Here is a 13,078-nt window from a genome sequence, read left to right on the forward strand (position 1 = left end):
CCCCTCAGCCCCTCCGAACCCCTCAGCCCTTCCGAACCCTTGGGATCCGTCAGCCCCTTCGTCGGGCTTCTCGGCCCGCACCCGGGCCACCCCGCACGGCATCTCACCCGTCACATAAGGCAGTTGAAGCTCCCCGTCCCTGCTCCACAGCCCCGCCCCCGGCAACCATCCGGCAGGCGCCGGAAGATGCCGCACCTGCCGTTCCGCCGGCCGCCACACCCCCACCCAGCTCCCCGCCGAGCCCGAGCCGTCCACGCGCAACGCCACCCCGCAGCTCTCCGGCGTCAGCATCTGCCCCGGCTGGATCGCGAACGGCGTGAGCGTGCACCCCTTGACGCGCAGGCACTCCGGGAACCGCACCGGCAGGGTGCTGCCCAGCACGCCCCAGCCCAGCCGTTCCCGTGCGCCGGGCGAGGGCGCGTCCGAGCCGATCAGCAGCAGCCCGCTGTCCGCGTCGGCGAGCAGCAGCCGGTCGTTGCTCTCCGCCGAGATCTGGAGCAGCGGCGACACCTCTCCGTCACGCTCCAGATCGACCACGATCGCCTTCGTACGCCCGCCGACCTCCCGGTCCAGGGCGAGCAGCCGCCCCGTGCGGTCCAGCCAGACCCCGCCCCGGCAGCGACCGGGCACCTCCGTGACGTACTCGGGCCCGAAGGCGCCGCCCGCCACCAGCCACACCGTCGTGGAACGCCGGCCCACGGCGAGGGCGTACGCGCGGTCGCCGCCCGGAGCCGGGGGCAGCAGGCGCAGCGCGGTGCCGGCGGCGGGACACTCGACGGCGCCGAGGGGGAGTTCACCGGTGCCGGGGCCGGTCGGGTAGAGGAGCCCGAAGGTGTGCCGGCCGTCGACCGGGCGGTGGATGAGGACACGCCCGTCGCCCATCGGCAGCACCTGCGTGCCGGGCTCCTCCGGCTGGTTGCCCGGGAGCGGTACGGCGTACGGCTCGGGCCCGTCGAGCGTCCAGCGCTCCGGGAACCAGGAGTCGCCGCTGCGCGCGAGCCGGGCCGCGTAGGCACCGTCCGCCGTGATCGCCAGCTCTGCCCCCGGGGGAAACCCGTCCTCCGTCATGGCTTCGATCGTTTCGATCACACAGGCCGTCATCGATCGGTCACCTCCGGCGACGAAACTAGTTTTCGCACGCACAGACGTGGGACCGGACAGCGCCATTTCACACATAAGGGTGGCCCAGTAACGATTCTCCTGAGGAAACGGAGGCGCGTGTGCTGCCGCAACCCGGCGCATCCAGGAACCATGGCGGCTCATCCAGGAACCACGGCGGCTCATCCAGGCACCACGACGGCGCATCCAGGGAACCAGGACGGCGGACGGCGGGGCCGGCCACGTCCGTCAGAGCGGCGGCGGTTCAGGGGTGGAGGGGGGCCAGGTAGCCTAGCGTCGTGCCCCGTCTGTCTGAAGTCATCGCCGCGCTGGACGCCCTCTGGCCCCCAGAGCGGGCCGAGTCCTGGGACGCCGTCGGTACGGTCGCGGGCGACCCCGGCCAGGAGGTCTCCCGGGTCCTGTTCGCCGTGGACCCCGTTCAGGACATCGTCGACGAGGCCGTGAAGCTGGGCGCCGACCTGCTGGTCACCCACCACCCGCTCTATCTGCGCGGTACGACCACGGTCGCGGCGGACACCTTCAAGGGCAGGGTCGTGCACACCCTGATCAAGCACGACATCGCCCTCCACGTCGCCCACACCAACGCCGACCGCGCCGACCCGGGAGTCAGCGACGCCCTCGCCGGCGCCCTCGACCTGCGCGTCGTACGGCCGCTCGTACCGGACCCCACCGACCCCGCCGGCCGGCGCGGTCTCGGCCGGGTCTGCGAGCTGGACCACCCGCTGACCGTCCGCGAGTTCGCCGCCCGCGCCGCCGCACGGCTGCCCGCGACCGCGCAGGGCATCCGGGTGGCCGGCGACCCCGAGGCACTCGTCCGTACGGTCGCCGTCAGCGGCGGCTCCGGCGACAGCCTCTTCGGCGACGTACGCGCGGCCGGTGTGGACGCCTTCCTCACCGCGGACCTCCGCCACCACCCGGCATCCGAGGCCCGCGCCCACAGCGCCCGCGCCGCCGCAGATGGGCATGCAAAGCCTCTCGCGCTGCTCGACGCGGCGCACTGGGCCACCGAGTGGCCCTGGTGCGAGCTGGCCGCCGCCCAGCTCGACGAGATCTCCGACCGGAACGGATGGGGCCTGCGGGTCCATGTCTCCGCCACGGTCACCGACCCCTGGACCGCCCACGCGGCGTCCACCACCACCACTTCTGACACCTCTGAAGCACAGGGAGCCCCCAACTGAACGCCGAGCCCGCCGACCAGATCCGACTTCTCGACGTCCAGGCCCTCGACGTACGCCTCCAGCAGCTCGCGCACAAGCGCAAGTCGCTGCCCGAGCACGCCGAGATCGAGTCGCTGACCAAGGACCTCACCCAGTTGCGCGACCTGCTGGTGGCCGCGACGACCGAGGAGAGCGACTGCGCCCGCGAGCAGACCAAGGCCGAGCAGGACGTGGACCAGGTGCGTCAGCGCGCCACCCGCGACCAGCAGCGCCTGGACTCCGGCGCCGTCAGCTCGCCCAAGGACCTGGAGAACCTCCAGCGCGAGATCGTCTCCCTCGCCAAGCGGCAGGGCGACCTGGAGGACATCGTCCTGGAGGTCATGGAGCGCCGTGAGTCCGCGCAGGAGCGCGTCACCGAGCTGACCGAGCGCGTCGGCGCCGTTCAGGGCAAGATCGACGACGCGACGGCCCGGCGCGGGGCGGCGTACGAGTCGCTGGACGGTGAGGTCGGCACGGCGACGAAGGAGCGCGACGTCATCGCCGCTTCGGTGCCCGACGCCCTCCTGAAGCTGTACGACAAGCTGCGCGCGCAGCAGGGCGGAGTCGGCGCCGCCCGCCTCTACCAGCGCCGCTGCGAAGGCTGCCGCCTGGAGCTGAACATCACCGAGGTCAACGAGGTGAAGGCCGCCCCGCGCGACGCAGTACTGCGCTGCGAGAACTGCCACCGCATCCTGGTCCGCACGTCCGAGTCGGGTGTGTAAGCGGCGGCAGCAGTAGTAGTAGGCGGCAACAGGTCCGGCAGGGAGCTTGTAAGGAGCTTGTGGCGTGCGGGAGTTCATTGTCGAGGCCGACGGCGGTTCCCGGGGCAACCCGGGGCCCGCGGGCTACGGCTCCGTCGTCATCGACGCGGTCACGGGCGAGACGCTGGCGGAGGCGGCCGAGTACATCGGCATCGCCACGAACAATGTCGCCGAGTACCGGGGCTTGGTCGCCGGTCTGCGCGCGGCCCGCGAACTGGACCCCACGGCCAGGATCCGCGTCCGGATGGACTCCAAGCTGGTCGTCGAGCAGATGTCCGGCCGCTGGAAGATCAAGCACCCGGACATGAAGCCACTGGCGGCCGAGGCGGCCCGGGTGTTCCCGGCCGCCGGGCAGGTGACGTACGAGTGGATCCCGAGGGAGAAGAACAAGCACGCGGACCGGCTCGCCAACGAGGCGATGGACGCGGGCAAGCGCGGCGAGCAGTGGTCTCCGTCGACGTCGACGGCGGACCTGGACACGGACCGATCGGCGAGTGCGAGTGCCGTTGACGCCGACTCCGCCGCCGCCACGAAGGTGGCCGCGGGCTGGTCGGCGCCCGCGGACCTCGGCCCGCCGGCCACGTTTGTACTCCTGCGTCACGGCGAGACCCCGCTGACCCCGCAGAAGCGTTTCTCGGGCAGCGGCGGCACCGACCCGTCCCTCTCGGACGTGGGCCGGGACCAGGCCGAACGCGTAGCGGCCTCGCTGGCCCGCAGAGGCACGATCGAGGCGATCGTCGCGTCCCCGCTGGCCCGTACGCGGCAGACGGCCGAGGCGGTGGCGACCCGCCTGGGCCTGGACGTGACCGTCGACGACGGCCTGCGCGAGACGGACTTCGGCGCCTGGGAGGGCCTGACCTTCGGCGAGGTGCGCGAGCGCTATCCGGACGACCTGAACGCCTGGCTGGCCTCCCCGAAGGCCGAACCGACGGGCGGCGGCGAGAGCTTCGCGACGACCGCACGCCGGATGGCCGTCACCCGCGACAAGCTGATCGCGGCCCACGCGGGCCGTACGGTCCTGCTGGTCACCCACGTGACCCCCATCAAGACCCTCGTCCGACTGGCCCTGGGCGCCCCGCCGGAGTCCATGTTCCGCATGGAACTGTCGGCGGCCTCACTGTCGGCGGTGGCGTACTACGCGGACGGCAACGCGAGCGTACGGCTGTTCAACGACACGTCCCACCTGCGCTGAGTCAAGTACTGAGGCTTGCTCAGCGGAGCTTGGCCGCCTCGCGGGCGAGCGTCTCGACCCGGTCCCAGTCACGGGCGGCGATGGCGTCCGCCGGAAGCATCCAACTCCCGCCCACGCAGCCCACGTTGGGCAGCGCGAGATACGCGGCCGCGTTCGCTGGACTGACCCCTCCGGTCGGGCAGAACCGGGCCTGGGGGAGCGGCCCGGACAGCGACTTCAGGTACGCGGTACCGCCCGCCGCCTCCGCCGGGAAGAACTTCATCTCGCTCACCCCGCGCTCCAGCAGCGCGACCACCTCGGACGTGGTCGACACCCCGGGCAGGAACGGCACGCCGGAGGCCCGCATCGACTCCAGCAGTACGTCGGTCCACCCCGGGCTGACGAGGAAGCGGGCCCCGGCCTCGACGGCGTCACCCACCTGCGCGGGCGAGATGATGGTGCCGACACCGACCACCGCGTCCGGAACCCCGTCGGCGATGGCCCGAATGGCATCGAGGGCGACGGGCGTACGCAGGGTGACCTCGATGGCGGGCAGCCCCCCGGCGACAAGCGCACGGGCAAGCGGCACGGCATCGGCCAGATCCTCGACGACGACCACGGGGATGACGGGCGCGAGATCAAGCACGGAGGGGACGGGCAGGGGCGCGGGAAGGCTAGACATACGCCTCATCCTGCCCGCCCTTTGCGGTGCACGCAAAGGACGTTGCGCATGCTGCAATGGGGGTGCCCTACAGGGGCGCGGGGAACTGCACGACAACCCACAACGGCGCAGCAGACGCCAAACAACCCAAGGCACCCACCCCGCGGAGCGCACCGCACCGCTCAATGAATTTCGTCCACCAGCACATCCAACGCCCACGCCACTCCCACCCGCGCAGGCGCCGCCCCCTCCACCACATACCCGAGATCCCGCAACGCCTCCACCAGCTCCCCCGGCCCGGCGGGCACCGCCCCCGCGCTCAGCAGACTCCGTACGATCCGCCCCTTGGTCGCCTTGTTGAAATGGCTGACGACCTTCCGGGTCGGCGCGTGCAGCACCCGCACGGTCGCCGTCCGCCCGGCGATCTCCCCCTTGGGCTTCCAGGCCCCCGCATACGCGGCGGAACGCAGATCAAGAACAAGCCCGTCGCCCGCCACCTCGGGCAGCGCGGCGGCCATCGGAGCACGCCAGTGCGCGCCCAGCGCCCCGAGCCCGGGCAGCTTCACCCCCATCGAACACCGGTACGAGGGAATCCGGTCCGTGACCCGTACGGCGCCCCAGAGCCCCGAGAACACGAGCAACGACCGCGCGGCCCGCTTCTTCGCGCCCGCGTCGAGAGAGGCGAGGCCGAGCGCGTCGTACAGCACCCCGGTGTACACCTGCCCGGCGGGCCGCGCGCCGGCGGACAGCAGGTCGACGTTCTTGGCGACCTCGCCCCGCAGCCCCTCGCTCAGCCCCAGCACCTCACGAGCCTTGTCCTCGTCCCCGACGCACAGCTCGACCAGCTCCCCGAGCACGGCCTCACGGGCCGCGGTGAGCCCCGGCAGGGACAGCGACTCCAGCTTCAGCGGGGCACCGCGCCCCGAAGCGGCCTTGCCTTCGGAGGGAGGCAGCAGGACAAGCACGGTGAGTTCTCCAAACGGGTACGACGGGCACGACGGGTAGGGCAGGTGTGACAGATGCGACGGGTGCGACGGATGGGTCGGGTACGACGGGTCGACTCGCGTCAGATTACGTGGTTCGCGTGGTGAGGCGGGCCGACCGGATTGTGCCTACGCTCGATCCATGCCCCGCCGCCACATAAGCGTGACCGGCGCCCCCGAAGCCCCCCTCCGGGCCGCCCTCACCGCACTGCGCACCGAACTCGACGTCCCCGAGACCTTCCCGCCCGAGGCACTGGCCGAGGCGGACCGAGCGGCGAAAACCCCTCGTCTCCCGTTGCCGGACGCCACAGACATCCCGTTCCTCACCATCGACCCGCCCACGTCCACGGACCTGGACCAGGCGATGCACCTGTCCCGCCGCCCCGGCGGCGGCTTCCGCGTCCGGTACGCCATCGCGGACGTGGCGGCATTCGTCGTACCGGGCGGAACGCTGGACACGGAAACCCACCGCCGCGTCACGACCCTGTACTTCCCGGACGGGAAGACCCCCCTGCACCCTCCCGTCCTCAGCGAGGACGCCGCGAGCCTCCTCCCCGACCGGACCCGCCCGGCCGCCCTCTGGACGATCGACCTCGACGCGGACGGCAGTACGGCGTCGGTGGAAGTCCACCGGGCCTTGGTCCGAAGCCGAGCCAAGCTCGACTACGAGGGGGTACAGCGCCAACTGGACACCGGAACGGCGGAGGAACCCCTGACCCTCCTCAAGGAGATCGGCGAGGCAAGGGAACGCCTGGAGGTCGAGCGCGGTGGGATCTCCTTGAACGTCCCCGAACAGGAGATAGTCGAGGACGAGGACGCCCACACGTACTCACTCACGTACCGGGCCCCACTCCCCGCCGAGGGCTGGAACGCCCAGCTCTCCCTCCTCACGGGCATGGCGGCGGCCGAGCTGATGCTGACGTACGGCACGGGAGTGCTGCGCACGCTCCCCGCGGCCCCCGACGGCGCCGTGGGCCGCCTGCGCCGCACCGCCCAGGCCCTGCACATCGACTGGCCGCACCACGTCTCGTACGCGGCCCTGATCCGCTCCCTGGACCCCCACATCCCCCACCACGCGGCCTTCCTCCAGGAGTGCACGACGCTGCTGAGAGGCGCCGGCTACACGGTCTTCCGGGACGGCGACCTGCCGGCCATGACAACCCACGCGGCGGTGGCTGCCCCGTACGCCCACTGCACGGCCCCCCTGCGCCGCCTCGCCGACCGCTACGCGTCGGAGCTCTGCCTGGCCGCCGCATCCGAACAGCCCCCACCTGATTGGGTGTTGGCAGCGCTGGAAGTCCTCCCCCAGGAGATGACCGAGGGCGGCCGACGAGCGGGCGCGGTGGAACGCGGAAGCGTGGACATCGTCGAGGCGGCACTGCTCAAGGACCGGGTGGGCGAGCTCTTCGAGGGCTGCGTGGTGGACGTGGACGACCACAAACCAACCATCGGCACAGTGCAGTTGGAGTCCCCGGCGGTGGTCGCACGCATCGAGGGCACCGGGACTCCACTGTCCCTGGGGGAGCGCCTGCGAGTCCGCCTCACGCGGGCCGAACTGGGGGTGGCGGGGGTACGGTTCGCTCCCGCGTGACGGTTCGCAGCGAGCGTACGAGGGTGTCGGCGTCGTCGGCGTGGAAACGGACGACGCGGATGTCCCGTCGGCGGCCGAGGACGGTGAAGTGGGCGACGGGCTCGGCGAGTTCGAGGGTGATGGTGGTCAAGGACCCGATGGCGAGGTCGAGTTCACCCTCGACTCCCGCACTCTGCGCGGTCCGCAGCTCACGCCGGACGACAGCGATCCGCTCCAGCGGGATGCGCAGATCGACCTGAGCGGCGTAACGGACGCGCAGAGAGCGGGAGTCGAGAACATGCGGGCGGACGACCGAGGCGGCGTGCAGCCCGATGACGAACTCGACGGTGTAGACGTCCAGAACCAGCACCACCAGGTGCACGGTCGGCCAGCCGCGCAGCAGCACGAACATCGCCACCGTCTCGACCACGCACACGAAGGCGAACGCGAACATCATGGCGCCCTGCCCACGGGCGTACCCGAAGGCCTGTCCGCCGTCCGTCCCATGACGCCGCCGCGCAACCCACAACAACAGGCCGGCCTGCAACCGCACCTCATGCCGTACCAGCCCCCGCACCACCGCCCTCACGCCCCCTGCCCGCCGAGGATGAGCAGCGCACCACGGACAGCGGCGGCCTGGGCGGGCGCGAAGTCGGCGTAGAGGGCACGCAGGAATGTGTCGTCGTGATCGATACAGCCGGCCTCCGGAAGCAACTCGCGGGGAAGACAGCCGGCGAGGGCGTGGGCTGCCTCGCCCACGCGCGGATCGTCGATCCCGGCATCGACGAGGACGTCGAGCAACACGTACACCTCGTGCGCCCGAGCCACCGCCTCCGGCGTCGCGAAGGCCCCGCCCAGCGCGGCCATCATCCGCTCCCGGTCCTCCGGAGCGGCGGTGGTCTCGATGAACGCGAGCATCTCGCGGTCTCTGGCGGCCATGGGAGAGTCGGAGGCATGCGCCAACTCGGCGAACACGGCGGCCAGTTCAGGCGAGACTGGCCCTTCGGCGGTCAAGGCCTCCGCGTTACGCAGCAGCGCACGCAACCGCGCCCGCCGCTCGCGAAGGGCGGCCTCCTGCCGGGCCAGGTCCTCGTCCAGCTCGGCGAGCACCTCGACCAGATCCCGCCCGGCCTCGTCGGCGAGCACGTCCCGCACCTCGGCGAGCCCGAGGCCCAGCTCGGTCAGCCGCCTGATCCGCGCGAGCACGACGGCGTGCCGCAAGGTGTAGTCCCGGTAACCGTTGCCCATCCGCTCCGGCTCCGGCAACAGCCCCAGATGGTGATAGTGCCGCACGGCCCGCGTCGTGACACCGACGACGCCGGCAAGCTCTCCGATTCGCATGCGATCAGTAGAAACGTTGACGTTGCGGCGGGGTCAAGGGGGGATCTGCGGTGTCCGGCAGGTCGTACCGCGAACGAGGGAATGTGCCTCGACTCCGGTGCGGCACGTTCGCTCGCTGCACCTCACGGCACCCTGCCTGGCACTGGCGGCGCTGGTGTACGCCCCGGCGGCTGCGGTGACCCGCCCGTCCGCACTTCCCTCGCCGGAGGTCCTGGCAGCCCTGGCCGTTCTGGGCGTGGTCTGCACGGCCCTCGCCTTCGTGGCGTTCCTGGAGCTGATCAAGGAGGCCGGCCCGACCCGGGCCACGGTCTTCACGTACGTCAATCCGGCGGTGGCGGTGGCGGCGGGCGCGCTGTTCCTGGACGAACCGCTGACGGCCGGCACCCTCGCCGCCTTCGCGCTGATCCTGGCGGGCTCCGTCCTGGCGACGGCACCTGCCACGGCCACTGGACCGCGTGGGGGCGGACGCCCGGTAGCATGGTCGACACGGCAGACGAGCCGGGCGGACGGCCGCGTGGACTCCCCTTCGGGGGCGCTCCCCGAGGAACGTCCGGGCTCCACAGGGCAGGGTGATGGCTAACGGCCACCCGGGGTGACCCGCGGGACAGTGCCACAGAAAACAAACCGCCCGACGCTTCGGCGCCGGGTAAGGGTGAAACGGTGGTGTAAGAGACCACCAGTGCCCAGGGCGACCTGGGCAGCTAGGTAAACCCCACCTGGAGCAAGGTCAAAAGGAGCCGCTGTAAAAGGCGCGCTCTGCGAGGACGTTCGAGGGCTGCCCGCCCGAGTCCCCGGGTAGACCGCACGAGGCCGGCGGCAACGCCGGTCCTAGATGGATGGCCGTCGCCGAGGGGATCGTGAGGTCCCTTCGGACACAGAACCCGGCGTACGGCCCGGCTCGTCTGCCACCCCGCGCCTCTGACCAGCTGACCTACAGGCCAACGGATCCCCCTACGGCGTGCAACCGCCCCGGTTCCCCGTCACGGCACCATCCCTGAGAGGCGGCCTGTCCGCCGCCCGTGCCTCGTGGGCCTACGCGACTGGCGGGCGAGGTGACGTTGCAGATCGATATGACGGAACTGGTGGACGGGTCGCACCTGGCGCAGGATGCCTCGGTCCCGTGCGTCGTCGAGGAAGGCCATGAGGTCGGGCGGGAATTCCTCGCGGCGGGCCAGGTGGCGTTGTGTGAGGATGAAGAGGATGTACGAGGTCTGCCGGATGGCGCCCAGCATGGCCCCCAGCAGGGTGTAGAGCAGGGCGAACGTCGACACGCCGAAGATGCCGGAGCCACCGGTCAGGGTCAGGGGTACTACCGACAGGCCGAAGACCACCAGGAACACACCACCGGTCATCAGGGTCATCGTGGCGCTCGCTTCACGGTCTTGACGCAGGACGCTTTCGGGTCCCACCACCGTGGCCAGATCGGGCGTCTGGACGGACAGCCCGAAGCCGATGCCTCCGGCGAGCCCGGTGACCAGGGCGATGGACAAGCCGACCGCGACGATCACCGTCCATGCGGAGGGGTCCGCTCCCCACTGCGACGGCATCGCGGCGCTTACGCACGCGGCGATGACCGTGAGCACCAGACTGAGCAGCAGCGCCGCCAGACAACCGGACCGGCTCCACGCCCAGGCCAGCCGTCCGCCGGGTGTCGCGGCCGCTTCGCTCAGGCTGACACGGGCGGCATAAGAGAGGCCCAGGAAGAGTCCCAGCCTGGCGCCGCTCTCGAGTGATTCACCACTCATAGTGAGGGGGTTGGTCCAGTCCATCGGCTGGACCGATACGACGAGGTAAGTGATCACCCCCTGTGTCATCGCACCGATCAGTGTGCCGGCCAGTCCCAGGGCCAGGATCCGCGCGGACCCCAGGGACCGGAATCGCGCCGCCGTCCGGCGGAGGACCGCGAAGCCCAGGAAGACGACGATCGCGATGCTTGCGAGGTCGCCGAACGTCCACAGGACCGGGATGTCGCCAGAGGGCGTGACTAGCCTGACCAGGCCGCACGCGATCGCCACCCGGGCCGGGTGGGCTCCGGCCACAGTCAGTGCGGTCAGGAGCCCGAGATACAGGCCCAGACAGAGGCAGTAGAGGATGTCGCCCTGAGCCCCGTAGGTCAGCGACGCCGTCGCGCCGGCGGTGACCGTGGCCGTCACCAGGACGGCACAGCCCAGGACGAGGGCGACGAAGCGCGCCGCCCGGCGCGTCGGCAGGAGAGACCTCAGCCTCCACCACGCGATGTCCGGAGCACCGCCCTGGTCGTGCTCCAGATGCCAGGCGATCCGGGTCAGGACCAGGTGTGCCCGCGGGGCGTCGGTTCCGTACAGGCTAGGGAGGAAACTCGCGAGCAGGTGCTCGTCCACCTCTTCCCTCGTGCGGAATCGGCTGTCCCGGCAGAGTCCCGCCGGGTCCGGCGGCAGGGTGCGGCCCGGATAGCCCGGTTCCAGGGAGGAGCGGTAGTACCTGCGCGCGAGAAACAAGCCCAACGGGGTGCTCAGGGCCTGCCCGACGGGACTTGGCGTGCCGAGTTCGGCCACCACCGGCTCCCAACGCCGTGCCTCGGCGGTGCCGGGCATCCCACGGAGGTACCGGGCCGCGTCGGCGGCGTCCATAGGCAGAATGGTGATCCCCGCCGCCCCGTACACGCCGATGGCGAGGTCCGCGCCATGGACGGCCTCGCGGAACTCCGCCAGGCGGCTGGCGAGCACAAGCGGGGCGGTGATCCAGGGCTCGTCGTTGACGGCGGACAGCACCTTGGCGCGCAGGCCGACCGGCAACTCGTCGAAGCCGTCGAGGATCGGCAGGATGCGCTGCCCCGTGAGCAGTGCCTCGGCCAGGTCGGCGGCGCCGTGCGTCGCGGGTCCGGCCGGCGGAGGTGCGGCCAGTCCGGGATAGAGCTGTCGGAGTTGACGAACCATCAACTTCGACAGGGTGGTGTCATCCGGATGCCAGGAGCCGAGGTTGAAGAGCACCGGCACACGTTCCTCGGGGGCCGTGGCTCTGCGTTCGAGTAGATGTAGCAGAAGGCGGTTCAGAAGCGTTGTCTTGCCCGCTCCGGGTTCCCCAAGGAGGAGAAGCCGCCGCGCCGGTGTCCTGAGGATGAACACGTCACCGATGTTCCCGTCATGGCCGGACAAGCCGACAGCCGTGGACGGCCAGTCGTCTGGAGTCCCGGGGCAGCCGCCGGGCCACTCGGCCGCGATGGACCGCAGATCCGACCAGTCGTGGACGAAACTGAAGTTTGCGGGTGCCCAGGTGACCGGCAGTGGAGCGAAGCCGTCCAGGCCACGGGCCTGCGTCTCGGCCTCCCACTGCCGTCGCACGAGGTCGGCCAGATCGCGGGCCGCGGAATCCATGTCGCTCGCGCGTCCGGCGTCGAGCCGGTCGTAGTGGAACGCCTTCCAGGACAGGTACAAGGGGGCCAGCGTGGGCAGTGTCACGCTCAGCATCGATATGACGCCCAGTTTGCCCACGTAGGCCATGAGTAACGCGGCGAATGCCCCTCCCGCCGCCAAAGCCCAGTACCACCGACTGACACGCCCCTGCCCGGACGCCCCCGCAGCTGTCATGTCGCCATGGTGTCGGACCGCGCCCTGAGATGGCGGAATATCGGTAATTTTCCCGGATGGCTCATCGGCTGCCGGAAGGCCACCGTCCTGTGCCATCGGTGGGCAATAGTTCGGGTTCCGTATTTCGTCAGCAACTCCCTGCCGAGGATGCGGGTGGACGCCGGCTGGAACGAGTGACCCGTGGCCGACCGGACAACGGCTCCCTGGTTCCCGTCGGACGGCCTGAGCCTGCGGAATCCGGCTCAGCGCATCCACAGCGAAAAGGCTGAGGCCGAGGACTTGGCCTGACGGCGTGAGCACTGTACCGGCAGGACGTCGTAAGGGCGTGGTACTTCAGGGCCGCGCATCCGGGCGAGGAGATCGGCGATCTCGCGGGTTTCTTCGTCGACTTTGCCGAGGTTGGCCCGGCAGTGGGCGGCGCGTCGGCGGCACTCCGGCGCGCTCTCGCTGGACGGTCCCGAGGTACCGGCGTGTGATCGGGCACGTGCAGCTATCGTGCGACGCCTTGGCGCAGCGTGCTGGGAGGTCCTACCCTGCCGCGACGGAGCAACTCACCGCTGCTGCAAAGGCGTTGGACACCATACTGATCAACGGGCTTCTCATGGCTAGGCCTGGCGATTGCCCCACCCCGCCGTGCTTGTCCTGCCCTTGTCCTGTCCTGGCCGCTCCTCGCCGCTTCTGAGGGCCCGCCCCAGCGCCACCCCCAACTC

General features: G+C 70.9%; 10 protein-coding genes, 1 other RNA gene and 1 pseudogene. 6 read left to right on the top strand and 6 right to left on the bottom strand.

Annotation, left to right across the window (positions count from 1 at the left end; all coding sequences use genetic code 11):
- The coding region (locus AOK08_RS35635) for a hypothetical protein (protein ID WP_055533718.1) at positions 1-1,101 on the bottom strand (1,101 nt) is incomplete at its 3' end.
- Positions 1,102-1,397: 296 nt separating this feature from the next.
- Between AOK08_RS35635 and AOK08_RS35640 the strand changes: the two genes are divergently transcribed.
- From AOK08_RS35640 to AOK08_RS35650, 3 genes are all read left to right on the top strand, one after another.
- The gene (locus tag AOK08_RS35640; protein WP_055533719.1) at positions 1,398-2,297 is read left to right on the top strand and encodes a Nif3-like dinuclear metal center hexameric protein; all 900 of its coding nucleotides are present in this window, start codon (positions 1,398-1,400) and stop codon (positions 2,295-2,297) included.
- On the top strand, positions 2,294-3,037 hold the full coding sequence (locus tag AOK08_RS35645) for a zinc ribbon domain-containing protein (protein ID WP_079054464.1): 744 nt from the start codon (positions 2,294-2,296) through the stop codon (positions 3,035-3,037). Before AOK08_RS35640 ends, AOK08_RS35645 begins: the two co-directional genes overlap by 4 nt.
- A 64-nt stretch (positions 3,038-3,101) precedes the next feature.
- A complete protein-coding gene (locus AOK08_RS35650; RefSeq protein ID WP_055533722.1) occupies positions 3,102-4,268 on the top strand; it encodes a bifunctional RNase H/acid phosphatase in 1,167 nt (388 codons plus the stop codon).
- A 19-nt stretch (positions 4,269-4,287) separates the two neighbouring features.
- Here AOK08_RS35650 and AOK08_RS35655 read toward each other — a convergent pair whose 3' ends face one another.
- Together AOK08_RS35655 and yaaA are read right to left on the bottom strand one after the other, a co-directional pair.
- Positions 4,288-4,929: a bifunctional 4-hydroxy-2-oxoglutarate aldolase/2-dehydro-3-deoxy-phosphogluconate aldolase gene (locus AOK08_RS35655; protein WP_055533723.1), complete on the bottom strand. Its 642-nt coding sequence runs from the start codon at positions 4,927-4,929 to the stop codon at positions 4,288-4,290.
- A 161-nt stretch (positions 4,930-5,090) separates the two neighbouring features.
- The gene (yaaA, locus tag AOK08_RS35660) at positions 5,091-5,873 is read right to left on the bottom strand and encodes a peroxide stress protein YaaA (RefSeq protein ID WP_055533725.1); all 783 of its coding nucleotides are present in this window, start codon (positions 5,871-5,873) and stop codon (positions 5,091-5,093) included.
- A gap of 160 nt (positions 5,874-6,033) precedes the next feature.
- On the opposite strand from yaaA, the gene AOK08_RS35665 reads away from it, so the two are divergent.
- Entirely contained in the window at positions 6,034-7,482 is a 1,449-nt protein-coding gene (locus AOK08_RS35665) for an RNB domain-containing ribonuclease (RefSeq protein WP_055533727.1), read from the top strand.
- On the opposite strand, the gene AOK08_RS35670 is transcribed toward AOK08_RS35665, so the two are convergent.
- Together AOK08_RS35670 and AOK08_RS35675 are read right to left on the bottom strand one after the other, a co-directional pair.
- Positions 7,433-8,050, bottom strand: a complete 618-nt coding sequence (locus AOK08_RS35670; protein WP_055533728.1) for a hypothetical protein — start codon at positions 8,048-8,050, stop codon at positions 7,433-7,435. The genes AOK08_RS35665 and AOK08_RS35670 overlap by 50 nt on opposite strands.
- Positions 8,047-8,802 (bottom strand): MerR family transcriptional regulator, encoded by a 756-nt coding sequence (locus tag AOK08_RS35675; protein WP_055533729.1) that lies wholly within the window; start codon positions 8,800-8,802, stop codon positions 8,047-8,049. Before AOK08_RS35675 ends, AOK08_RS35670 begins: the two co-directional genes overlap by 4 nt.
- Here AOK08_RS35675 and AOK08_RS44040 point away from each other — a divergent pair.
- Positions 8,801-9,217, top strand: a pseudogene (locus tag AOK08_RS44040) (DMT family transporter); the annotation flags it as partial. The gene AOK08_RS35675 and the pseudogene AOK08_RS44040 sit on opposite strands and share 2 nt — an antisense overlap.
- Before the next feature lie 79 nt (positions 9,218-9,296).
- Positions 9,297-9,707: RNase P RNA component class A (gene rnpB, locus AOK08_RS35690), an RNA gene on the top strand.
- 75 nt (positions 9,708-9,782) lie between these two features.
- Here the strand turns inward: rnpB and AOK08_RS35685 are convergent.
- Complete coding sequence (locus AOK08_RS35685; RefSeq protein WP_157876932.1) at positions 9,783-12,239, bottom strand: NACHT domain-containing protein; 2,457 nt, start codon at positions 12,237-12,239, stop codon at positions 9,783-9,785.
- Positions 12,240-13,078 lie beyond the last annotated feature (839 nt).

Source organism: Streptomyces graminilatus (assembly GCF_001418565.1).
Lineage (GTDB): Bacteria > Actinomycetota > Actinomycetes > Streptomycetales > Streptomycetaceae > Streptomyces > Streptomyces graminilatus.